This is a genomic window from Microbulbifer mixtoriginis (SeqCode) (assembly GCF_052467945.1).
Genome location: NZ_CP174328.1, coordinates 2,661,006 through 2,684,877 on the forward strand (window position 1 = coordinate 2,661,006; position 23,872 = coordinate 2,684,877).

Below are 23,872 nucleotides of genomic sequence, written 5' to 3' on the forward strand. Positions count from 1 at the left end.
ATGAAAAAAAGTAACTCAAATTTAATTAATTTTCTTTCTTTTGCTCTGGCTCTCCACCTATCTGTAATATCTCAAATCTCTGAAGCCCACTTTTCACTAAACCTAAATATAAGAATTCTACATATTGAGCACAGCGTCAATGGAGCCAGCCTCTATATGAGACTGCCTCTTTCCTATTTACTGGCGGATAAGGCGCAACATGGTATTGATCCCTACTCGGGGAAAATTCCATATCAAGTACCATATACTCGTAACAGCCTGGAAAATGATCGACTGGTTCACTATGTGGATGTCGAAGAGATCACGATCCACCCTGAGGGGCTGGGCAATATTGCCGCAGCAGCGACACATATCCTCTCTACTGATCAGGAGCTTAAAGGGTATGTAAAGTCAGTACGCCTTTATCCTATTGGCAACGAGCCTGCTTTTGCCACACTTGCAGAGGCAAAACGAGCCCTTTCTAATAACTTTGCACAGATGGCACTTAACAACTCGCTCCATGTCAGTGACACACTGGTTGATATCCACATCCATTACCCTACTCAGCAACAGCTGGAAGAATATCAACTCTTTAGTTCCCTGAATCCAGGGCTTCCCGATCAAGAAAATACTGCAAATTTAATCCTCAGTTATAACCCTGGGAAAATCCAGATTTTCCGCTCTAGGGGGCTAATGCGAGAGCCTGTTCAAATCCGTTATTCCAGTATAGATGTCATCAATACCTTTCTAAAGGAGGGCATGGTACATATTATTCAGGGGCTAGATCATGTCCTTTTTGTACTTTGTCTTAGTCTTGGTGCCCTCGCTCTCCCCTTATTATTCTGGCGTGTCACGGCCTTCACTATCGGCCACAGTATTACCCTATCCGTAGGTTTCTTTGGTTTTATTCCTAGCACTGTCTGGTTTGTCCCACTGATTGAAACCGGAATCGCCATTTCCATAATCTATATTGCTTGGCTTTCAATGAGACAAAAATCGATCGCCTCTATATCCACCGAGCGTACAATTCTTTTGACTTCCTTGATGTTGGGCTTACTGCATGGACTAGGATTTTCCTTTGTACTACACGAAATACTCAACATCAACTCACCTAATATTTGGCAGAGCTTGTTAGCATTTAATCTCGGCGTAGAGGCTGGTCAAATTTTAATAATTTTAGCAATCTGGCCTCTACTTTATTTGGCCAGACGTCGACAGAAAAACTGGGAGCCTAACCTACGCTACACAATTGCCACTATATGCTGCGCCATTGCCTTACTCTGGACTTTTGAGAGGGGGCATGAATTGGTGAACGCCATACAGCAAGAAAACCAACCCAGAACCAATATTACAATCAACAACAGTAAAATCTAATTCATGATTTTACCAAAGAGGAAGTTATAAACTTCATTATATCGAACAATAAATCTAACGATTTAAAGTTAAAGACAGTCACAAATCAAGCAGCACTCTATTTACTGGTTTTGCAATCAGAAACCGAAAAGACAACCACCCCTATAGATTCAATGGAACAGGCGAACAAAAAGGTATTATTTTTTATAACCATCGCTATTCGCCCACAAGGGATCTTATTAAACTCACCAGCGAAGTGTATTCTACACACTATTAGCCACCTTCCCCCTGCCTAATAGCCAAAAACAAATTCGACCACACCCTGCTTAGAGCAGAATAAAAACAGCATCCATATAACATATAGTCATATCAGAACGAATGGTATCTTTAAGCCTAAAGGAGAAAATCACCGATATCATCATAAATTAACCCCCCATAAATAACTTTGCGCATTTTTCGAGACAGATTGCATTTACCCAATTGAATCAGGGGTTATGCACGGACACCTGAATGCCCTCTAATACTGGAATCACTTACAGCCTTTCATGTATTTTGCACTGCATAAGCCGGGATAAATAAATCCACTTCGCTACAGCCCCACTGGAGGTCTCTTAGTATGCATGACTACCAAATCTATACCCTAGAAGAGCAGCTCCTTGTATTATCTACCCATCCATTAATCGACAATACTGCTTTCATTAAACGGACTAAAAACAAATAACAGGAAACTTACACAGAAAAAATGGGGATTCTACCCCCCCTAGTTACTCAGAATTAAGACCACCTACCCCACAAACAAGAGGGCCTGCTCTTAGGCCAGGTCAATCTAGAACAAATACTAGCAGCCAAAAAGATGCTTCCCCTCCATTTACAACTTACATACATTCAATCTCGGAGGACATGATCATCCTTAGCAGATGGGTTGGTAAAGTACTCTTTCTACGACGGCAAAACTGGGCCAGTGGCCACATACCAAGTCAGATTAGCTTTGCCAAGGTAATATCACCTTAACCAATAACAAGCACCAAAATATAACGAATAGTTTTACTTTTATTTAACCACTATTTAAAAGCTTGAATCGCTGCTTTATATATTAAGATTGCCAAGGGAATATTGGATAAAGCGAAGACAACAAAGCGAAATTCTATTTTATTCACTAAAGCCTGAACAAGACTATGAATCACTCTTAAACCCACATATACCCAAGCAGTATAAACGATAAGCTCCGTGACTGTGCCTAGAAAAGCCAATGAGAAAACTGCTGCGTAAAATAGAGTAGGCTGCTCCATTAAATGATTATAATTATCCGCCTTCCATCTAACCCTTGCCGGAAGCTGTGACATTTGGACTCCGGATGGCACTTCAGAGTCCAACTTCATTTTCATAGATGCAATCGCCGGCAATCTTGTTGCATACATCCAAAACCACATAACCATTGACCAAACCAGCAAAGCCACCACCGGCTGAATTAATTGAACCGTTGAATTCATCTTATTTCCAATAGTTAAATTTTAATTTTCCAATAATGCACTGAACCTTTAGGGAAGCAAAATTACGAAGATTAAATTATATCACCTCACCCACCAAGCCAAAGCTTTCAAACTTAATCTAACTCAACATGCAATAGCAGATACGGATTCCCTCAACCATCCAACTGCGATTCAACAACAGTAACGTCTAACCTTCTTAAAAACCCAGGGATTGACCTCTATATTCATCGTTATTTTTCTGTTACGCCTAACTTTTATCGAATATCTAACAGCAAGGGTACCGGCCTCACCCACTCTCAACTCAAGCGCAATAAGCAACACCTCAATAATCCTATCACTTACCCCACAGAAACCAAACCCCCAACTCCATTTATCACGCACAGAAAATAAACTTTATCAAAATATTACTGCAACAAAAACTTACATTTAAAAATACCTCCATCTACTAGATATTTGCTACCACATAATCATGAAATGCTAGATTTTCAGGAGAATCAACTTTACTGATTTCTGCTACATTAATTCTTTATAAAACACCCTGCCAAAACTGAAGAGCAAGAGTATCCCCCTGATAGATTTCCGCATACAACTGACCGATTTCTTTAAGCATAAAACCCCTAGCTATTTTACCTGCCACCCCTTGACTGCGATATTTTGGAAGAATAAAGATATCAGTTAATTTCGGCATTTCGACACCAATAATTTCGGCTTGCTCCATAGCTACAAAACCAGCAACCCGCTTTCAAACAGAATATATATGCATCACATTCTTCATTACCAGATATCACATCACTTGGATGCTCTTCATCTACATCGTACCGACCTCTACTATCAATATCTTCCACATTAAAGGAGCTCTGATAATATTGATAGAACTGCCACAACATAAAAAACGCGTCTGCATTATCTCTAATAGCCTTACGCACTATGATTCCATATATCTCTGCAAACTCATAAAGTGATAACTTCAACCATCATTATCATAACTGCCATTTAAAATGGAAATTCGCTCCTGACTCAAACTTTCCAGCAAGACAACAAACCACAAAAATAGAACATTAGAACCAAATAGAATCATTATTATATTTTCACCTCCTTACCAGCGCCCACCTTAAAAAATTGATCACAGAAAAATTTTTTAACAGATATTAATCACTAATAAGAGGTATTTATAAAGGGAAACCAAGCTCAGCGCAGAAACAAAAAACTATTCCATTTACCAGCGCCAAGTCACCGCCAGATAGGGTCCATGCTGGGTAATATCATAGGCAAAGCGACCATCAGAAAGTCGATCGGAATAATTAATACTGTAATATTGGTAGCCCAGGCGCAATGAGGTAGTTTTCCAGGCGCGCCAGTCTAATCCTGCCAATAGATTCCACTGCAAATCATCACCACCAGCTCCAAAACCGCCGATTTCGGTACGCGCCCCCAGGGTCAGGCAGTCATTCACAGCAAAGCCCACACGGGTACCAATAGTCGGCTCCCACCAACTTTTGCGGCCGCCCAAACGATTTTGGATTTCTGGCATTCTGCCGATATCAATACCCACGCGGGCTTTCACTTCCTGCCTCAGGCGATTCCAACGTACACCCACGCCCATATCCCAAAAATAGCGCCGCTCGCTTTCGCCAAAATAGCCTTGCAGTACCCGGTAAGCGCCAAATGCAGCCACCCACGCCTGATGAACATCCACATTCACATCGATATCAACATCTATATCCAACTGGGGATTTTGGGGTGGCGCAATCGTTGTGCCCTCATTTAAATTGAGGTGTACATAATAGAGGTCCGAAACCAGGCCAAAGCGTCCTCTCCAAGCTTCCAGACGTACAGAAAAAGCCGCATTCAGGAGCTCTAGGGTTTTTCTTAAGTTCAGATCTACATCCACAGTGGTATCCGCCACTGTGGCCTTTCCTTTGGTGCGAAGTGGCAGAAAAATGTAGGGGGTGGCCGCAAAGCGCCAGTCATCTACGGTTGTCGCAGGGGGGCGGCTCTGAGGCGCATATTGGGCTGAAATTGCACACGAAAAAAAAAGCGCTATTAATCCAGAAATAATTGCCACCGCCCTTATTACTGACAAGAGCATCTCCATTTAATGGTTTTACCGAGGTTCAATCTCAATAAGCATCCATTAAGAATAGATAGCGACAGTCAGGCGGGGAATTGACCGAAGGGAAAGCACCGCGCCGGAAATGGCGCGGCAGCTGTAGGCACTTGGGATAGTACGCAGGGTTTACGTTTTTGTTCGCTTAGTCGTTCGCTTCCGGGCGCATATGCGGGAACAGCAGTACGTCGCGAATCGAGGGAGAATTGGTGAACAGCATTACCAGGCGGTCGATGCCGATACCTTCACCAGCGGTGGGCGGCAGGCCGTATTCCAGTGCACGGATATAGTCAGCGTCGTAGTGCATGGCTTCGTCGTCACCGGCATCTTTCTCGGCAACCTGGGCTTTAAAGCGCTCGGCCTGGTCTTCTGCGTCGTTCAACTCGGAGAAACCATTGGCAATCTCGCGGCCGCCAACGAAGAATTCGAAGCGGTCGGTGACAAACGGGTTGTTATCGTTGCGGCGAGCCAGCGGTGACACTTCGGTTGGGTACTCAGTGATAAAAGTCGGCTGGTCGAGGCGGTGCTCTACGGTCTTTTCGAAGATCTCGATCTGTACCTTACCCAGGCCCCAGCTGTCTTTCAGCGGGATGTCCAGTTTCTCGGCAACGGCGCGGGCGGATTCGATGTTGTCGATATCGGCCGCAGTCAGTTCCGGGTTGTAGTGCAGGATGGAGTCGAACACAGACAAACGGGCGAACGGCTTGGAGAAGTCGTAGCTGCTTTCCTGGTAATCCACAGTGGTGGAGCCCAGCACATCTTCACAGATACCACGCAGCATCTTCTCGGTGAGATCCATCAGATCGTTGTAGTCCGCGTACGCCTGGTAGAACTCGAGCATGGTGAACTCGGGGTTGTGGCGCGTGGACAGGCCCTCGTTGCGGAAGTTGCGGTTGATCTCGTAAACCCGCTCAAAACCTCCCACAACCAAACGCTTCAGGTACAGCTCCGGGGCAATACGCAGATACATATCAATATCCAGCGCATTGTGGTGGGTGACGAACGGACGCGCGCTGGCACCACCGGGAATCACCTGCAGCATGGGCGTTTCCACTTCCATAAACTGCTGGCCGTTGAGGAAGTTGCGGATGTACTCGATAACCTTGGAGCGCACACGGAACACTTCGCGGGCTTCCGGCGTGGCGATCAGGTCCACGTAGCGCTGGCGATAACGCATTTCCTGGTCGGCGATGCCGTGGAATTTTTCCGGCAACGGACGCAGCGCTTTGGTCAGCAGGCTGTACTCTTCACAATTTACGTAGAGGTCACCCTTGCCGGATTTGTGCAGTGTACCTTTTACGCCGACGATATCGCCGATATCCCAGGCACCGAAGCGTTCTTTAATATCTTTTTGCGCGGCTTTATCAGCATAGAGCTGGATTCGGTCAGACACATCCTGGATCACCATAAAGGGGCCGCGTTTCGCCAGGATTCGCCCCGCTACGCACGCCCGTTTACCCAGTTCTTCCAGCTCCTCTTTCTGTTTATCGCCGAACTCAGCTTGCAGGTCGGCAGCGAGGTTCTCGCGGCGAAAACTGTTGGGGAAAGCATTGCCCTTCTCGCGCAGAGCGGAAAGCTTGGTGCGGCGCTCGGCGATCAGTTTGTTTTCGTCTTGCTGGATATCAGTCATGGTGATCTATCAGTTTTGTGAGTGATATTGCCCCTCGTCCCATTAGTGAGAGACGAGGGGCGCGATGAGCGTGGAGACTTTAAATCAGAGGCCGGCTTTGAGGCTGGCTTCGATAAACTGGTCCAGGTCTCCGTCCAGTACTGCCTGGCAGTTGCTGGTCTGGACGCTGGTGCGCAGGTCCTTGATACGCTGGTCGTCCAACACGTAGGAGCGGATCTGGCTGCCCCAGCCAATGTCGGCCTTGCTATCTTCCATGGCCTGCTTCTCTGCGTTGCGCTTGAGCATTTCCTGCTCGTACATTTTTGCGCGCAGCATTTTCCAGGCTTTATCGCGGTTCTGGTGCTGGGAGCGCTCGCTCTGGCACTGCACGACGATGCCGGATTCTGTGTGGGTCAAACGCACGGCAGAATCGGTTTTGTTCACGTGCTGACCACCGGCGCCGGAGGCGCGGTAGGTATCTTCACGCACCTGGGATTTGTCGATTTCAATCTCGATATTGTCATCGATCTCCGGCGACACAAATACCGAGCTGAAAGAAGTGTGACGGCGGTTGCCGGAATCAAACGGCGACTTGCGCACCAGGCGGTGTACGCCGGTTTCTGTGCGCAACCAGCCGAAAGCGTGGTCGCCGGCAAAATGTATGGTGGCACTCTTGATGCCGGCCACTTCCCCTGCGGAGACCTCTTCCAGGGTGGTCTTGAAGCCGTGGGCTTCACCCCAGCGCAGGTACATACGTAAAATCATTTCCGCCCAATCCTGGGCTTCGGTGCCACCGGAGCCGGCCTGAATATCCAGGTAGGCATTATTCTCGTCGTTCTCGCCGGAGAACATACGGCGGAATTCCAGAACTCCCAACTGCTGCTGGAGACCTTCGATCTCGGTGGAGACCTCCCCTACGGAGTCCTCGTCATTTTCCTCGACCGCCATTTCCAGTAGTTCGCGGCAATCGGCGATGCCGGAGTCGAGGTTTTCGATGGTGTTCACCACCGTTTCCAGGGAGGAACGCTCGCGCCCAAGTTCCTGTGCGCGGTTGGGGTCGTCCCAAACGCTCGGCTCGGCCAGCTCCAACTCTACTTCGGTAAGGCGTTCTTTCTTGCTGGCGTAGTCAAAGATACCCCCTAAGAACGTCAGTGCGCTCTTCGAGGTCTTTTAATTGATTGAGGAGGGGATTGATTTCCATGAACTTTCGGTGTCCGGACAAAATAAAAAGCGGCGCGCATTCTACCGCAGCGCGCGGGGGTCCTTCCAGTCAGCCAGCCGCTGTAAATTGCGCAAAATCCCTATTTGCCAAACTGGCCGGATAACTGCTGCAAAATCGCGCAGTCCGGTGAGTCATCACCGGCACAACTGTCGACAAACGAATGTAGGGTTTCACGCATCGCCAGCATATCGCGCAACTGGGTTTCTAGCATGGAGAGTTTTTCGTGCACCAACTGCTTGGTTTCACGGCTGTGTCGCTCGGGATTACCCTTAAGCCCCAACAGAGTGCGTACCTCCTCTATGGAGAAGCCGCAGGCGCGAGCGCGCTGGATAAAGCGCAAGGTCTCCAGATTGTCCTCGGTGTAATGGCGGTAGCCATTGGCCTTGCGCGCGGGAGACACCAAACCGATCGATTCATAGTGGCGCAGGGCCTTACTACTGAGCCCCGAATGCTGTGCCGCCTGAGAAATATTCACTGCCAACTCCCAACCTATTGACCACTAGAGTTTACCCTTAAGCGCTGTTATCCCGGCACTGGGAAAATTGATACTGCATCTTTTCGGCGGGGTCGTAACCCAGCTCCAGGGCGGCATCCAGAGCATCCATACTGATCAAGTGCAACAATATATCCCCTGTGGGCGCACCACAGACAGCCGGAAACATTCGATCTGTGCGCACACCGCAGCGGGATTCCTGCACCATCAAACCATTTTCCCGTAACTTGGCCTGACTCTGCTGTAAAGTCATGCCACCGCCCTCACACTGCTTGCGGCCACTCTTGCGATAGACCCAAACCAGTTCACCCGACCTAGCTGCGGGAGGGTTGGACGTCACCTCTGGCTGACTGGAGCCCGGGGTATTCTCTACCTGATTTTCCATAGCCTTTTCCTCCTTGGCTCCACCGCAGGCCGCCACAGCCAGTAAAGTCAGCACCAGCAGAGCAGACAATTTTATTTTCACCATTACACTTCCTCCATAAAGCAATGGCCACCCAGCTTAAGACAGCGCCAGCCAGGCTCCCACCAATAACAACAAAGTACCGGAAATACGGTTAATTAAACGTACATTTTCAGCGCGTTCCAGCAGGCGACTGAGGGCCTGACCACCCCCAGCGTAAATCAGCAAACACAAGGTTTCCAGCAACAGTATGGTGGCGATCAACACAGAGAGCTGCGGTGCCAAGGGCTTGCTTTGGTTGATGAAGGGCGGCAACAGAGCAATAAAGAAGGCCCACCCCTTAGGATTTGCAACCGCAGTAATAAACCCCTGAACAATCAGCGCTTTTGCGGAGGGCCGGGCGCGCCCCTGTGCCGCATCAAGAGAAGCCAGCTGCCCCCGGGAACGCCACATCTGTATGCCCATCCAGGCGAGGTAGGCACCGCCGCAGTATTTAAATAGCTGAAATACAGTGGGATACTGCACCATTACCACCGCCGCACCGAGCACCGTAGCCAAGGCCACTAGCGCTACTCCTACCAGCTCGCCAACCATCATCCACAGAGTGTGGCGCACCCCCACCGTAATACCAAGGCTTAGGGCCAGCATCATGCACAGTCCCGGGGTTACCGAGGCAAAAAAGCTGGCGGGGACAAAAAGCGCGAGTACAGACAATTCCATTGTATTTTCCTAGTGATGGGTACCACTGTGGTTCCCATAATGGCTTACCAGCATCCCAGCCAGCATCAGGCCACAGCCAATCAATTCTGTGGTGTTAAGCATCTCATTAAGGAATAACCAGCCTGCCGCTAGAGCAAACACCGCCTCCAGGCTCATAATCACCGTGGCGTGGGATGGTGCCGCATGGCGCTGAGCCAACAACTGGAAAGTAAATGCCAGCGCAGTGGAGAAAATCATCATGTAGGCGATCGGCCAGGCCGCATCCATAGCGGACTGTATCGTTGCCTGCTCGGTGAAGAGCGACGCCAGGGCCGACAACAGACCACAGACCAGAAACTGAATACAGGCCAGACGCAGTGCATCGTAGCGTTTCACCAAGCGATCCGCAGAGAGCACCTGAATGGCAAAGACAAAAGCACTGGCAAATACCATCAGGTCGCCAACTAACTGAGATTCTTCACTGAAGTCCGCCAGCCAGTAGAGGCCAAATAAAGCCAGGCCAATACCGCCCCAAGTCCAGCGATTGGTTTTATGCCCGAGGGACAAACCGATAACCGGCACCAACAAGAGGTAAAACCCGGTGATAAAACCAGCGCGGCCAGCAGTGGTGTAGAGCAGGCTGATCTGTTGCAGCGCCGCACCTAGGAACAACCAAAAACCGAGTAGAGCACCGCCGGGTAAACAGGCTCTCCAGCGGTGGCTAACGGTATGCCCGTTCGCCTCGCCAGGTTGGGCATCTCTGCGCGAAGATAGCCAATAAACGATGGGCACTAAAATAAGGCCGCCGAGGATAAAGCGCCAGGCATTGAACGCCAACGGCTCAATATCTGCCATGGCGATCTTTTGTGGCACAAAGGCGACGCCCCAGAAAAGAGCGGCTAATAACAGCAGGACTTCGGCCTGGACTTGTTTACGTTTCACTACTTTTTACTTCCAACCACGTTTTATTACTGCTGTGAACAAGCTCCAAGCAATTCACAACTTTCCGAAAGGTGCTCCTATATAGCCTCCAGCAGGCTCACCATTAATTGCAGGGATTCGCGCCCACGAAATTCATTGACGTCTAACTTGTAAGCCAGGCGCACTCGCTCGGTGGGCTGCGGCCACTGGTCTGTATCTATATTAAAAGCAATGGCATCAAGGGCCAGCTGTGGCGCCTGCAGCGGAGCGACCACCATTTTCAGGTGCCGCTCGCCGACAATGCGTTGCTGAAGCAATAGAAACTCGCCATCGAAGACCGGCTCGGGAAACGCCTGCCCCCAGGGGGCACAGGCACGCAACAGGGCCGCGATTTGCAGGGTGTAGTCTGCAATATCCAATTCACCATCGGAATCGATCACGGCCTGCAATTGATTCTCATCCAGGCGCTTGCGCACCACTCGTTCAAACTCCGCCCGGAAAGCATCGAGGTTTTGTGCAGGCAGACTCAACCCTGCGGCCATGGCATGACCGCCGAATTTACTGATCAGCTCAGGATTGGCTGCGGCCACATCGCTCAGGGCATCGCGGATATGCAAGCCGGGTATGGAACGCGCCGAGCCTTTTACCAGGTCGTTATCCCCTTCGGCAAAGGCAATTACCGGGCGGTGGAATTTCTCCTTGATACGACTGGCAAGAATACCCACCACCCCTTGATGCCAATTGGCATCGTAGAGACACAGGCTCCAGGGAATTTCCCCCTCCAGCTGCAGTTCTTCCAACGCCGCTAGAGCTTCCCGCTGCATACCCTGCTCTATGGCCTTGCGGTCCCGGTTGAGCATATCCAGCTCCCCCGCCAACTCACGGGCTTCACTGGGATCGCGGGTCAGGAGGCAGCGGATGCCTGTGCCAATATCATCCAGGCGCCCGGCCGCATTGATACGCGGCCCCAGGATAAAACCAATATCGGTGGTGGAAAGCCTGCGTTGGTCTCGCCCGGCCACCTCTAATAAAGCGGAAATACCGGGTCGGCAGCGCCCGGAACGAATACGGGCGATACCCTGGTGCACCAGAATGCGGTTGTTGTGATCCAGCGGCACCAGGTCAGCGACAGTGCCGAGCGCTACCAAATCGAGATATTCAGCCATATTCGGCGGAGCGATACCGCTCTGCGCAAACCAACCGCATTCCTGCAGGGCACTGCGTAGACGACTCAAAAGGTAAAAGATAACTCCCACACCGGCGAGATTCTTACTGGGGAAATCACAGTTCGGCTGGTTCGGGTTCACAATGGCATCGGCATCCGGCAGCTCGCTGCCGGGCAGGTGGTGATCGGTTACGATCACTGTCATACCTGCGGCCTTGGCCGCCGCCACCCCATCAATACTACTGATGCCGTTATCCACGGTAATCAGCATATCCGGGGCGTAATCCTTGGCTACCTCTACGATTTCCGGGGTGAGGCCGTAACCAAAATCGAAGCGGTTCGGCACCAGGAAGTCCACGCCCGGCGCTCCCATGGCCCCCAGTGCCAGTACGGCAAGCGTGCTGCTCGTGGCACCATCGGCATCGAAGTCACCGACGATCAAGATCTTCTGTTGCACTCGCACGGCTTCCACCAGCAGTGTCACCGCTGTATCCAGCCCCCGCATCGACTGGGGTTGCTGCAACTTGGCGAGACTGTGGTCCAGGGCCTCCTCGCTGACGATCCCGCGACCGAGCAACACTCTCTGCAAAATTTTTGGGGTTTCAGAAGCAAAACGGCCAGTGGAAAAATCCACTGGCCGCCGCTGAATTGTTGTATTCATTCTCTCTCAGCTATTTTTAATCCGGCCGCCAAGTCCCTCGCTGCGCCAGCTAGTGCCCTTCGGACAGCATGGTCGCCATATAGTCGTGCACCTGGGACAAGTCGTTGGGCAGCACCTTGAATCGCTCTTCGCGTTGCCAGAGGTCCTGCATATGGGCCGGTAAGGGAATTTTAGTTTGTGGCAGTGCTTGCGCCACAGCATCGGGGAATTTTGCCGGGTGTGCAGTGGATAAGCAAACCATTGGCTGCTCAGCAGAGCGGCGCACCCTTCTTGCGGCCTCGACACCAATAGCGGTATGGGGATCGAGCAGATAGCCGGTCGCCTGGTACTGCTCACGAATCACCTCAATAGTACGCGCATCATCGACCCGGCAGCTGGAAAATGTCTTTTGGGCCTGCGCCAGGGCCGATTCGCTCAAGTGCATAGGTACACTGCGATCTGCCAGCAACTTCGCCACTGCGGCACCATCGCGGCCGTAGAGATCAAACAGCAGGCGCTCAAAATTGCTCGACACCATGATATCCATGCTGGGCGACAGGCTGTGTATCAGTGGTTTGGGCGTGTGGTCGTTATCACTGATGCAGCGGTGCAGAATATCGTTGGCATTGGTAGCGATCACCAATTGGTCGATTGGCAAACCCATCTGCTTCGCCAGGTAACCGGCAAAAATATCGCCGAAGTTGCCGGTGGGCACGGAGAAATTTACCGTTTTATCTGGTGCGCCCAGGCGCAAGGCCGCGTAAAAGTAGTAGACAATCTGCGCCATAATACGCGCCCAATTAATGGAGTTCACCGCCACCAAGCGGCGCCCATCGGGCAAAAAGGACTGGTTGGCAAAGCTGGCCTTCACCATATTCTGGCAATCGTCGAAATTACCTTCCATGGCGATATTGAACACATTGTCTGACAGCACCGTGGTCATCTGCCGGCGCTGCACCTCTGAGACCCGGTTGTGGGGGTGCAAAATAAAAATATCGATATTGTCGCAGTGGCGGCAGCCTTCAATCGCCGCCGAACCGGTATCCCCGGAAGTAGCCCCCATCACCACTACGCGCTCACCGCGCTTTTTCAGCAGGTGGTCGAACAACTGACCGAGAAACTGCAGGGCAAAATCTTTAAAGGCCAGAGTCGGGCCGTGGAAAAGCTCCAGAATCCATTCGTTGGTATCGGTCTGTACCAAGGGCGCCACCGCCCTGTGACGAAACTGACCCTGCCCCAGACCATAGGAGCGCTCAATAATATTGCGCAGCTCCCGCTCACTAAGATCCTCTCCCACAAACGGCCGGATAATTTCAAAAGCCAACTGCTGGTAATCCATACCCGCCATAGCCGCGATTTCCTCACGGGAAAATTGCGGCAGTGACTCGGGCACATAGAGACCGCCATCGCTGGCAAGCCCGGTGAGGACGGTATCGGCAAAAGAAAGAGACGGCGCGCGGCCGCGGGTGCTGACAAATTTCACGGTGTTGTTTCGCTCTTGGATCTCGTGGGCAATAAAGAAAATTGGCGCCAATTCAATTAGAGAGTGGCGCCATGTAGCAATAGGGGGAAGGCGTCAGCCGAGGCTCTCCACGCGAATACGCACCACTTCCCCTTCAACCGTATCCAGGGCCTCAATTTGCGCAACCGCCTCGCGGAGGCAGGCCTCCCTAGCACGGCTGGTGAGGATAACCACAGGAACCAGCTCTTCCCCATCCACCGGTTCGTGCTGAATCAGGGCCTCAATGCTGATGCCCTGATCGCTGCAAATGGTTGCCACTTTGGACATAACTCCGGGCTTGTCGTGAGCGGAAATACGCAGGTAATAGCTGGTGACCACTTCTTCCTCCGGCAACACCAGGGTATCGCCCTGCTCTGCCAAGGCAACCCCGGCAGCCGGTACCCGCTGATCCGGTTTGGCATCCAGGGTGCGCGCCACATCGGCAATATCGGCAATCACTGCCGAGGCTGTAGCTTCGGCACCGGCGCCTGCGCCGTAATACAGCGTTGGGCCTACCGCATCGCCGTTGACCAGCACCGCATTCATCACACCATTTACATTCGCGATCAGGCGACGCTGGGGAATCAAGGTTGGATGTACCCGCAGTTCCACCCCCTGCTCTGTGCGGCGCGCGATGCCCAGATGTTTAATGCGATAGCCGAGTTCATCGGCATAGCGGATATCCTCCGGACAAATGCGGCTGATACCCTCGGTATATACCTTGTCGAAGGCAAGCGGGATAGTGAAAGCCAGGGAGGCCATAATTACCAGCTTGTGCGCAGCATCGATGCCTTCTACATCGAAGGTCGGGTCTGCTTCTGCATATCCCAGAGCCTGTGCCTGAACCAGAGCCTCATCAAAACTGCGCCCCTTCTCGCGCATTTCAGTGAGGATATAATTTCCGGTGCCATTAATAATACCGGCGAGCCACTCGATACGGTTGCCTACCAGGCCCTCGCGCAGAGATTTAATAATAGGGATGCCACCGGCCACAGCCGCTTCATAGGCAATGGTGACCCCCTTTTGTGCGGCCAGTTCAAACAGCTCATTACCGTGCTCGGCGATCAGTGCCTTGTTCGCGGTCACCACATGCTTGCCGTTTTCAATTGCCACCAGGACCAGCTCGCGCGCTACCGTGGTGCCGCCAATCAGCTCCACCAAAATATCAACATTGGGGTTGTTGGCGACATCGAAGATATCGCGGGTAACATCCAGCTCGCTGGTATCGCAATCAGGGTTGTCGCGGCGGGCCCCGACCTGCTCAATCACTACCGAACGGCCACAACGCGCGGCCACTTCGTTTCCATTGCGCGCCAGGACATTGATTGTTCCGCTGCCCACCGTGCCCAAACCGCAAACACCAATACGCACTGCACGCTGCGGCTCTACCGCAGGCATCTGATCCGCCGCCTCTGCGACGTCTTCAATTGTTGCGCTCACAAATTCCCTCCGCGCGTAGGCCCCCGGCAATGCATCCCAACCTAAAATGCCACACCAGGAGAAGACGCAATAAAAACAAATAAAATTAACAAAATATCGACAACCTTACCGAGCTGAAAGCAAAAAAGTCAATAAAATTGCGCCAGCTAGACTCCACCCTCAACGATGGGGTAAACGAAACTTTTGTCACCCAAAAGAACTCCTTGAAATAGGAGCCATCCTCAGTAGATGCTATAAGTGCATCTACTAGCATCAGGTACCAGCAACCTGCGAAATTGCATCCACCGCGCCTTTTCCAAAAAATGGGCGCACTGAAAAACGGACTCAGATAGCGGTCGAGTGATGAAAAAAACCCTTATCCTTTATACTGGCGGAACCCTGGGAATGCGCCGCAGTGAATCCGGCTATGTGCCGGACGCCGATCTTGAAGGTGCCCTGCAGCGCCTGCTACAGGATGTGATCGGCCAACTACCGAGCTATGACTTCCAGGCCCTCGACCCGCTCCTCGACAGCGCCAATATGCAACCCCAGGACTGGTACCGCATCGCCGCCCTGATACGCGACAACTATAGCCACTACACAGGCTTCGTTGTGCTGCACGGCACCGATACTATGGCTTATACCGCCTCCGCGCTGTCCTTCGCCCTACAGGGACTGGCCAAACCGGTAGTGGTAACCGGCTCTCAGATCCCCTTGCGGGAAATGCGCAGCGACGCTTATAACAATTTAATCGCCGCCTTGCTGTTGAGCGGTTCCGATAGTATCGGAGAGGTCTGCCTCTACTTTAACGGCAAGCTGTTACGCGGCAACCGTGCGGTAAAAGTTAGCTCCGGCTCACTGGATGCCTTCTCCAGCCCCAATTATCCGAGCCTCGGCGAAGTGGGCATCCAGGTGCATATCGATCCTAATGCTTTATTGATGCACGGAGACACACCGCAGTTTGAAATCCCCGATAACGCCGATGGCAGCGTTGTATTGGTGAAACTATTCCCCGGAATTACTCCGCTGTTTCTCAGTAAAGTTATTGAAGCACGCCCACGCGGTATAGTGATTGAAACCTACGGTACCGGCAATGCCCCCACCGACAATCAGGCATTTACCGAGCAGCTTACCAGAGCTACAGAGCTGGGAATTATTTGTGTGGCGGTATCACAATGCCTGGAAAACCATGTGGATCTCGGTAAGTACGCTGCCGGCTCGGCACTACTGCGCGCCGGTGTGATCGGTGGCCTGGATATGACCAGCGAAGCCTGCTATGCCAAATTGAATCATCTGCTAGCCATGAACTATACCAACAGTGAAGTTAAAGACTTAATGGAAACACCCTTATGCGGGGAATGCACCCCCTAACAAAATCAAACGGGATTTATTGAGCAATGCGCAGAAGAAATTCTGCCAGCCTATCGTTTCAGATATAAATCCCGACGGTTTTTTATCGGGCGACCAAATGTGGCCAGGTATTAGTTTATAGGAAAATACTGGGCATTTAGACCAGAAGCAGATACTCCTTGATGAGCAATAATTTTTCACAAAACTTACGCCTGCTGTGCAGTTTCTATCGCTCCATCGCCGAGGTGTGTCGGCGCATGGGTGTGAACCGAGCACAATTTAATAAATACCTCAGCGGTAATACTCAGCCCTCACAGTACACTCTCAGTAAAATCTGCCACTTCTTTGGTGTTGAACCCCATGAAATTCTGATGCCCGCCGAACAGTTTGAGCAAATTGTTCGGGTACGCCGCACCGCTACGACTGTCGAACCCTCCCGCCCCTACTCTATGGATATTGACTTGCTAATGCGGGAGTCACAGGGGCGCGCTGATAAATACCTGGGCTTTTACTTTGAATATCACTACTCGATGACTTTTCCCGATCATATTATTCGCAGCCTGCTGCATATCGAGTCCGATGGGGAAGGATATTACTTCCAGCGCTTCGAGCGCATGCGCTATCCAGATAGGGAGGAGTGGTACAAGTCCCGCTACAAAGGCATGCTGCTTTTTCTCTCGGAGCGTATATTTTTGATTGGCTACGAAGCGCTGACACGCAACGAAATCGCCCAGACAATCCTCTATCCCACCTATAAAAGCCGAGTGAGTTATTTATCCGGCCTCAAGCTGGGCGCCTCTGCCAGTGACCGGCGCGAACCCGTATGTACAAAAGTATTGCTGGAATCTCTTGGACGTAATATCAGCATCAAAAACGCATTAAAACTGTGCGGGGTATTTGGCCCGGATTCCGATGAGATCAATCGCAGTATTCGCGAAAATATCCGAGCCTCAAACACTGAAGGTCCACAGAGTTTTTTTGCCACTCCACTTTAAGCATGAATTTCTATTAAGGCCCAACCAAGAGGCCCAAATGATAACAACCACGGGCACCCCGTAACCCAGGTTAATCCTGGTTATTGGTGCACTTGCCCCTATGCAGATGAAGAGAAAGCAGAAGTACCATGACAAACGATTTCCACACCCTAAAACCCATGCCGGTATTCACTACCAGTAGTGAATACCGCATCGAAAAAGATTTGCTCGGAGAGCGCGAAGTACCGGCCGATGTCTATTTTGGCATTCAAACCCTGCGCGCCCTGGAAAACTTCCAAATTACTGGTATCACCCTCAACCACTTCCCTAACTTGGTCAAAGCGCTGGCCATGGTGAAGAAGGCTGCGGCTCATGCCAACTGCGAACTCGGCTACTTAGAAAAGAACCTGGAAGTGGCAATTGCCAAAGCCTGCGATGAAATTATTGAAGGCAAGCTGCACGATCAATTCCTGGTGGACATGATTCAAGGCGGTGCCGGCACCTCCACCAATATGAACGCCAATGAAGTAATTGCCAATCGCGCGCTGGAATTGCTCGGCCACAATAAGGGTGAATACAAAAACGCTCACCCCAACAACCATGTAAACCTATCGCAATCCACCAACGATGTTTACCCCTCCTCCATCAACCTAGCAGTCCTGCTCAGCTACAACGACCTGGTGCAGTCTATGGAGGAGCTGTGTATCGAATTTGATGGCAAAGCCAAGGAATTTGCACAGGTTATTAAAATGGGCCGCACCCAGCTACAGGATGCAGTACCCATGACCCTGGGGCAGGAGTTTGCCGCTTTTGCTGCAACCATTCGTGAAGATGTCGCTCGGGTTAAAGAGCTAGTAGCCCTGTTTAAAGAAATCAATATGGGCGGCACCGCAATCGGTACAGGTATTAATACCGACCCGCAATATCGTCAACTGGTTGTATCGGCACTGTCTGAAATTTCCAGCATCGACTTTGTCTGCGCGGAAAATCTAGTAGAGGCCACTTCTGATATGGGTGCCTTCGTCATGTTTTCCGGGGTAATGAAACGTATCGCAGTAAAAATTTCAAAGATCTGCAGCGACCTACGCCTTCTCTCCAGCGGCCCTCGCGCAGGTCTCAATGAAATCAATCTGCCACCGATGCAGCCAGGCTCCTCCATTATGCCTGGTAAGGTAAATCCAGTAATTCCCGAGGTGGTCAACCAGGTGGCCTACCAAGTAATCGGTAACGACCTGACAATCACCTTGGCAGCGGAATCGGGCCAGCTGCAGTTAAATGTCATGGAACCAGTTATCGCCTTCAACTTGCTACAGTCTATGCGCTTAATGACCCAAGCCATGCATACCTTGGCTCAACGCTGTGTCAATGGCATCAGCGCGAATGAAGAGCATTCCCGGCAGTTGGTAGAAAACAGTATCGGCCTGATCACCGCGGTAAATCCGTTTATCGGCTACGAAAATGCCACTCGTATTGCCCAGCAAGCATTGATGACGGGCGCGAGCGTCAAGCAGTTGATTTTGGATGAGGGGTTACTAAGTGAGGAGGAGTTAAATGATATTCTCGCTCCAGAGAATATGACTCAGCCACGTAAAGTAGCATTGAAGAGCCCGACTTAGATAAAAAAGCGGCCGCTTTAGAGAGGCCGCTTTCTTCCGCTGATCTTAAATACCCAGCTCTTTAATTAGAGTGGCTGGAGGCAGATAACCGGGCACAACCCTGCCATCCTCCATCACAATAGTGGGCGTGCCGCGTACATCGATCACCTCGTTACCCAATTTATATTGGGCGGCAACCGGGTTGTTATTGCAGACCTGCAAAGGCACGTTTTCGCGGTTCTTCAATGCGGTGAGCGTTTTATTGGTGTCATCGGCACACCAGGCAGTAGCGAGCTTGCGATAACCCAGAGATTGCAGGCCGCCGCGCGGGAATGCCAAATATCTTACTTCGATCCCGCGCTTGTTCAGCTCAGGAACATCCTGGTGCAACTTGCGGCAATAGCCACAGTCGACATCGGTGAAAACATAGATACGCGCTTTGGTCTCGCCTTTGGGCGAGAAGACGATCATATCGTCGATGCTTTGGGTTTCCATCACCTTGGCCCGGCGAGTTGCCCGGCGCCCCTCAGAGAGGTTCGCAAAACCTCCGCCAGTCTTAGCCTGGAACAGGTCCCCCAGAATAAAATGGTTGCCATCGGCTGAGACAAACAGAGTACTGCTACCACCGTCAAGCTCTACTTCGTAGAGCCCCTCGATCGGGGTCTCACGCACTTCACCATAAGTAGGCTTGGGGTTACTTGCCTCAAGGCGGGCTTTGATTGTCTTCGCAACGTTTGCGTCGACCTCTGCAAGGGCCGCTGGGCCAAGCAGACCGAGCAGCACTCCAGCGAGCGCCAGCGGCTTCTTGATAAGCATCATTACCGATTGCTCCTTAAATTCTCAATGAGGTTCGACTCAAACGTCGGCCTTCAGTTCCAGCCAGTATGGCAGCTATATGCCATTTCAGATCCACATGGCGCGTTTTAACATATTCAGGCACTGGACACTACGTACAAACTCCCAAGTTGTGCGCTGATCTAAAGGATACAGGGGTAGATAGCGTAACTGTCGGGGACAAAGGGAGAAGCGTGATGCCAGAAGTTCAAATGCACTTCCATGAGCGATTCAGCCTTTCGGGCTTGGCACATGACTGGCCATAAAGGGAAGACTACGGATACAAAAAAGCCGGAGAATAACCCCGGCTTTTCTGCGAGCTGTATGAGAGGTGCTTAGTTAAGCTTCTCTTTAATACGTGCGGCTTTACCAGTCAGGCTGCGCAGGTAGTAGAGTTTAGCCTGGCGTACGTCACCACGACGCTTAACCTTGATGCTGTCAACCAGCGGGCTGTGAGTCTGGAAAGTACGCTCAACACCAACACCGTGGGAGATTTTACGCACGGTAAAGGAGGAGTTCAGGCCGCGGTTGCGCTTGCCGATTACCACACCTTCGAACGCCTGCAGACGCTCGCGGTTACCTTCTTTTACTTTCACTTGAACGATTACAGTGTCGCCCGGCGCGAAGGGAGGTACTTCGCTCTTCAGCTGTTCCTGCTCCAGCTGCTGGATAATTTTGTTAGTCATTTGGATTTGCTCCCAAATAGAGTTTATGTAGCTTCTCAGCTAGTTCACCGAACTACTCCCGCCTCCCGGCGAATCCGGCATCAAGTTTTATCGGATTTCCACTCCTGTCGAATTTCTTCCAACAGTTGCTTCTGCTCCTTGTTCAGCTCCAGCCCATCCAAAAGGTCGGGTCGACGCTGCTGTGTGCGCGCCAGTGCCTGCTTCAGGCGCCAGCGGCGTATTCTTTCGTGGTTGCCCGAGAGCAACACTTCCGGTACCGCCACACCCCGGTACTGTTCGGGCCGGGTATAGTGGGGACAGTCGAGCAAACCCGAGGAGAATGAATCCTCAACCGCCGACTGGTCGTGCCCTAGCGCGCCGGGAATCAGCCGTGTAATGGTATCCACCAACACCATAGCAGCCAGTTCACCACCACTTAGGACATAGTCACCAATGGACCACTCCTCGTCGATCATTGATTCGACGATACGCTCATCTACCCCTTCGTAACGCCCGGCCAACAAAACCAGATTGCCAGCGCCAGAGAGGTTTTCGACCCCGCGCTGATCCAGTTGCTGTCCCTGCGGAGACAGGTAGATAGTGCGTACAGCTTCGCCCTCTTCCCCAGCCCAGGCGCGCGCGGCCTGCAGGGACTGATAAAGGGGTTCAGCCATCATCACCATTCCGGGACCACCGCCATAAGGGCGATCATCCACAGTGCGATGCTTGTCACTGGTGAAATCCCGAGGGTTCCAGCAGCGTACTTCCAACAGGCCATCTTTGACGGCCCGACCGCTGACACCATACTCGGTCAATGCAGCAAACATCTCCGGAAAAATGCTTACCAGAGCGATTTTTTTAGTCATCGCTCAGCGCCTTAAAAAGCTGGGTCCCAGTCGACGGTTATTACACCGGCTTCCAGGTCAATATTGGTTATAAACTGATCCGGCAGATAGGGAATCAAGCGCTCGCGCTTATCCGCTCCACCGCGCACCACCATTACATCGTTGGCGCCAGTTTCCATCATGCGAGCGACGATACCAAAGTCGTGATCTTCGCCATCGAAATGGCTGACAACCTTTAATCCCTCGAGCTGGTGCCAGTAATACTCACCCCGCTCAAGCTCAGGCATCAGTTCACGAGCTACAGCTATATCGCGCTGGCAAAGTCGAGCCGCCAAATCGCGGTCATCAATGCCTTTCACATGTACTATTAAGCCCTTACCGTGACGCTTACCAGCGTCAATTTCGAGAGCTTCCCAACCTTTCGGCCCCTGCAAGCGCCAATTAGGGAACTGCAGGATGTTGTCCATCGGCTCGGTATAGGAGTGAACCTTGACCCAGCCGCGCACACCATAAACGGTAGTAACGCGCCCAACCGTGACCAACTCTTCGGAAGGTTTTCCGTTATCTGTCACAGGAGCACCACTTACGCGCAAATTAAGCAGATTCTTTCAGCAGCTTGCTGACGCGATCAGAAACCTGAGCACCGTGACCCAGCCAGTAGTCAACACGCTCACGATCAATGCGCAGACGCTCTTCCTGGCCACGGGCAACCGGGTTGAAGAAGCCAACACGCTCAATGAATCGACCGTCGCGAGACTTGCGGCTGTCGGTTACGGTCAGGTGATAGAACGGGCGTTTTTTAGCACCGCCACGAGCCAAACGAATGGTTACCATGTAACTTTCCTGTATTTTTTAACACTTGGCGACAGCAATAAGCTGTCACCCAAACATCTCTGCCGGCAGCTCACCCGGCTGAAAGGCGGCGTATTCTAATGTACCGCCAGAGATTTGTATAGCGATTCCTAGGGCCCTCAGAGCCCCGAAAACCCTTACTTTTTCTTGAATCCGGGGGGCAGACCACCGGGCATACCGCCCATTCCGCCGAGACCTCCGGGCAGACCACCACCCCCGGTCATTCCACCGAGGCCGCGCATCATCTTGCCCATACCGCCGCCCTTGAGCTTTTTCATCATCTTGCCCATCTGCTTATGCTGTTTAAGCAAGCGATTGAGGTCTTGCAGCTGGGTGCCGGAGCCGGCGACGATACGGCGCTTGCGCGAACCGTTAAGAAGGTCAGGATTGCGGCGTTCGGCCGGCGTCATGGAGGAAATCAGGGCGTCCATACGCTTAAATTCTTTACCCATGTCGGCCTGTTGTGCGGCCTGCGCCACACCACCCATGCCGGGCATTTTCTCCAACAGGGAGCCAAAGCCACCCATGTTTTGCATTTGCTGCAACTGGTCGCGCAAGTCTTCCAGGTCAAAGCCTTTACCTTTCTGGACCTTCTTAACCAGCTTTTCGGCTTTCTCTTTATCGATCTTCTGCTCTGCTTCTTCAATCAGAGACAGAATGTCGCCCATACCCAGGATACGGGAGGCGATACGGTCCGGGTGGAAGGTTTCCAGGGCGTCGGTCTTTTCACCAACACCGATAAACTTGATCGGCTTGCCAGTAACATGGCGCACAGAGAGTGCCGCACCACCGCGTGCATCACCATCTGCCTTAGTCAGAATAACCCCGGTCAGTGGCAGGGCCTCATTGAAGGCGCTGGCGGTATTTACCGCATCCTGACCGATCATTGCGTCGATAACAAACAGGGTTTCTGCGGGATCCAACTCACTGTGCAGCTCGCGGATTTCATCCATCAGCTGACTGTCAATATGCAGACGACCCGCGGTATCGACAATCAGTACATCGGCAAATTGCTTTCGCGCCGCATCCACTGCACCCTTGGCAATATCCAGGGGCTTCTGATCAGGAGTTGAAGCATGGAACAGTGCGCCCACTTCACCTGCCAGAGTTTCCAGCTGCTTGATGGCTGCGGGGCGATACACGTCCGCACTCACCACCATAACTTTCTTCTTTTCCCGCTCCTGCAGGTATTTGGCTAGCTTGGCAACACTGGTGGTTTTACCGGCCCCCTGAAGGCCCGCCATCAAAATCACAGCGGGGGGCTGAACTGCAAGGTTGAGCGGCTCTGCAGCAGCACCCATCACCTTAACCAGCTCATCCTGAACAATCTTGACGAACTGCTGCCCTGGGTTCAGGGCCTTGCTAACCTTCTGCCCAACAGCGGCTGTGCGCACTTGCTGTACAAAGGCCTTCACGACTGGCAGAGCGACATCCGCCTCAAGCAGCGCTTTGCGCACTTCACGCAGGGTATCGCGGATATTGTCATCGGTCAGACGGGCCTTGCCGGTGACTTTTTTTAGGGCCGCCGATAAGCGGTCACTCAGGTTATCGAACATAAATTCGTCTCGATTTCTCCGATTGCGGACAGGACCCCGGTGCGGAGGGCCGCGAAATTTTTTTGGGGAGTATCTCCAAACTCCCACTCTGAGGCGCGGCAGTATAGCTCAGGTCCCGTCACAGCCGAAATATCACCAGATCTTCCCTGTTAAAGCGTGCTGTGACACACTCCTCCTCCACTGCTTAGAAGATACGGATC

Annotated in this window: 22 protein-coding genes; 4 read left to right on the top strand and 18 right to left on the bottom strand. The window is 51.8% G+C overall.

Annotated features, from left to right (window positions below):
- Positions 1-1,353: a HupE/UreJ family protein gene (locus ACJJIJ_RS11705; protein ID WP_444937477.1), complete on the top strand. Its 1,353-nt coding sequence runs from the start codon at positions 1-3 to the stop codon at positions 1,351-1,353.
- Positions 1,354-2,393: 1,040 nt separating this feature from the next.
- Here ACJJIJ_RS11705 and ACJJIJ_RS11710 read toward each other — a convergent pair.
- The 12 genes from ACJJIJ_RS11710 to ACJJIJ_RS11765 all read right to left on the bottom strand — a co-directional run bounded on the left by ACJJIJ_RS11710 (position 2,394) and on the right by ACJJIJ_RS11765 (position 14,980).
- The gene (locus ACJJIJ_RS11710; RefSeq protein WP_444937478.1) at positions 2,394-2,822 is read right to left on the bottom strand and encodes an MAPEG family protein; all 429 of its coding nucleotides are present in this window, start codon (positions 2,820-2,822) and stop codon (positions 2,394-2,396) included.
- A 526-nt stretch (positions 2,823-3,348) separates the two neighbouring features.
- Entirely contained in the window at positions 3,349-3,540 is a 192-nt protein-coding gene (locus ACJJIJ_RS11715; protein ID WP_444937479.1) for a hypothetical protein, read from the bottom strand.
- Between the two features lie 498 nt (positions 3,541-4,038).
- Positions 4,039-4,905 carry a hypothetical protein gene (locus tag ACJJIJ_RS11720; protein WP_444937480.1) on the bottom strand — a complete coding sequence of 289 codons (867 nt, stop codon included), beginning with the start codon at positions 4,903-4,905 and terminating at the stop codon, positions 4,039-4,041.
- A gap of 169 nt (positions 4,906-5,074) precedes the next feature.
- Positions 5,075-6,559, bottom strand: coding sequence for a lysine--tRNA ligase (gene lysS / locus ACJJIJ_RS11725; RefSeq protein ID WP_444937481.1), 1,485 nt, complete (start codon positions 6,557-6,559; stop codon positions 5,075-5,077).
- An 84-nt stretch (positions 6,560-6,643) separates the two neighbouring features.
- Positions 6,644-7,739, bottom strand: a protein-coding gene (gene prfB / locus ACJJIJ_RS11730) for a peptide chain release factor 2 (protein WP_152452532.1) whose coding sequence is annotated in 2 segments (ribosomal slippage) — positions 6,644-7,666 and positions 7,668-7,739 — 1,095 coding nt in all. Because the reading frame shifts where the segments join, the coding sequence is not laid out codon by codon here.
- Positions 7,740-7,839: 100 nt separating this feature from the next.
- Complete coding sequence (locus ACJJIJ_RS11735) at positions 7,840-8,235, bottom strand: MerR family transcriptional regulator (RefSeq protein WP_252082617.1); 396 nt, start codon at positions 8,233-8,235, stop codon at positions 7,840-7,842.
- 37 nt (positions 8,236-8,272) lie between these two features.
- Positions 8,273-8,722 (bottom strand): hypothetical protein, encoded by a 450-nt coding sequence (locus tag ACJJIJ_RS11740; protein ID WP_444937482.1) that lies wholly within the window; start codon positions 8,720-8,722, stop codon positions 8,273-8,275.
- Between the two features lie 33 nt (positions 8,723-8,755).
- On the bottom strand, positions 8,756-9,376 hold the full coding sequence (locus tag ACJJIJ_RS11745) for a LysE family translocator (RefSeq protein WP_444889752.1): 621 nt from the start codon (positions 9,374-9,376) through the stop codon (positions 8,756-8,758).
- A 9-nt stretch (positions 9,377-9,385) separates the two neighbouring features.
- A complete protein-coding gene (locus ACJJIJ_RS11750; protein ID WP_252082623.1) occupies positions 9,386-10,297 on the bottom strand; it encodes a DMT family transporter in 912 nt (303 codons plus the stop codon).
- Positions 10,298-10,374: 77 nt separating this feature from the next.
- Entirely contained in the window at positions 10,375-12,102 is a 1,728-nt protein-coding gene (gene recJ / locus ACJJIJ_RS11755) for a single-stranded-DNA-specific exonuclease RecJ (RefSeq protein WP_444937483.1), read from the bottom strand.
- A 49-nt stretch (positions 12,103-12,151) separates the two neighbouring features.
- Entirely contained in the window at positions 12,152-13,564 is a 1,413-nt protein-coding gene (thrC, locus tag ACJJIJ_RS11760) for a threonine synthase (protein ID WP_444937484.1), read from the bottom strand.
- Positions 13,565-13,657: 93 nt separating this feature from the next.
- Positions 13,658-14,980, bottom strand: a complete 1,323-nt coding sequence (locus tag ACJJIJ_RS11765) for a homoserine dehydrogenase (protein WP_444939582.1) — start codon at positions 14,978-14,980, stop codon at positions 13,658-13,660.
- Between the two features lie 384 nt (positions 14,981-15,364).
- Here ACJJIJ_RS11765 and ACJJIJ_RS11770 point away from each other — a divergent pair, with 384 nt between their 5' ends.
- The 3 genes from ACJJIJ_RS11770 to aspA all read left to right on the top strand — a co-directional run bounded on the left by ACJJIJ_RS11770 (position 15,365) and on the right by aspA (position 18,941).
- Entirely contained in the window at positions 15,365-16,372 is a 1,008-nt protein-coding gene (locus ACJJIJ_RS11770; protein WP_252082632.1) for an asparaginase, read from the top strand.
- A gap of 161 nt (positions 16,373-16,533) precedes the next feature.
- A complete protein-coding gene (locus tag ACJJIJ_RS11775) occupies positions 16,534-17,346 on the top strand; it encodes a helix-turn-helix domain-containing protein (protein ID WP_444889747.1) in 813 nt (270 codons plus the stop codon).
- Positions 17,347-17,474: 128 nt separating this feature from the next.
- The gene (gene aspA, locus ACJJIJ_RS11780) at positions 17,475-18,941 is read left to right on the top strand and encodes an aspartate ammonia-lyase (protein ID WP_444937485.1); all 1,467 of its coding nucleotides are present in this window, start codon (positions 17,475-17,477) and stop codon (positions 18,939-18,941) included.
- A 45-nt stretch (positions 18,942-18,986) separates the two neighbouring features.
- On the opposite strand, the gene ACJJIJ_RS11785 is transcribed toward aspA, so the two are convergent.
- From ACJJIJ_RS11785 to ffh, 6 genes are all read right to left on the bottom strand, one after another.
- Complete coding sequence (locus ACJJIJ_RS11785) at positions 18,987-19,739, bottom strand: DsbC family protein (RefSeq protein ID WP_252082637.1); 753 nt, start codon at positions 19,737-19,739, stop codon at positions 18,987-18,989.
- Between the two features lie 350 nt (positions 19,740-20,089).
- Positions 20,090-20,446, bottom strand: a complete 357-nt coding sequence (gene rplS, locus ACJJIJ_RS11790) for a 50S ribosomal protein L19 (protein WP_286037023.1) — start codon at positions 20,444-20,446, stop codon at positions 20,090-20,092.
- A gap of 74 nt (positions 20,447-20,520) precedes the next feature.
- Entirely contained in the window at positions 20,521-21,285 is a 765-nt protein-coding gene (gene trmD, locus ACJJIJ_RS11795) for a tRNA (guanosine(37)-N1)-methyltransferase TrmD (protein ID WP_444910166.1), read from the bottom strand.
- A gap of 11 nt (positions 21,286-21,296) precedes the next feature.
- Entirely contained in the window at positions 21,297-21,836 is a 540-nt protein-coding gene (gene rimM / locus ACJJIJ_RS11800) for a ribosome maturation factor RimM (protein ID WP_444886821.1), read from the bottom strand.
- Between the two features lie 22 nt (positions 21,837-21,858).
- Positions 21,859-22,098 (bottom strand): 30S ribosomal protein S16, encoded by a 240-nt coding sequence (rpsP, locus tag ACJJIJ_RS11805; protein ID WP_226648429.1) that lies wholly within the window; start codon positions 22,096-22,098, stop codon positions 21,859-21,861.
- A gap of 155 nt (positions 22,099-22,253) precedes the next feature.
- Positions 22,254-23,672: a signal recognition particle protein gene (gene ffh, locus ACJJIJ_RS11810; RefSeq protein ID WP_252082643.1), complete on the bottom strand. Its 1,419-nt coding sequence runs from the start codon at positions 23,670-23,672 to the stop codon at positions 22,254-22,256.
- Positions 23,673-23,872 lie beyond the last annotated feature (200 nt).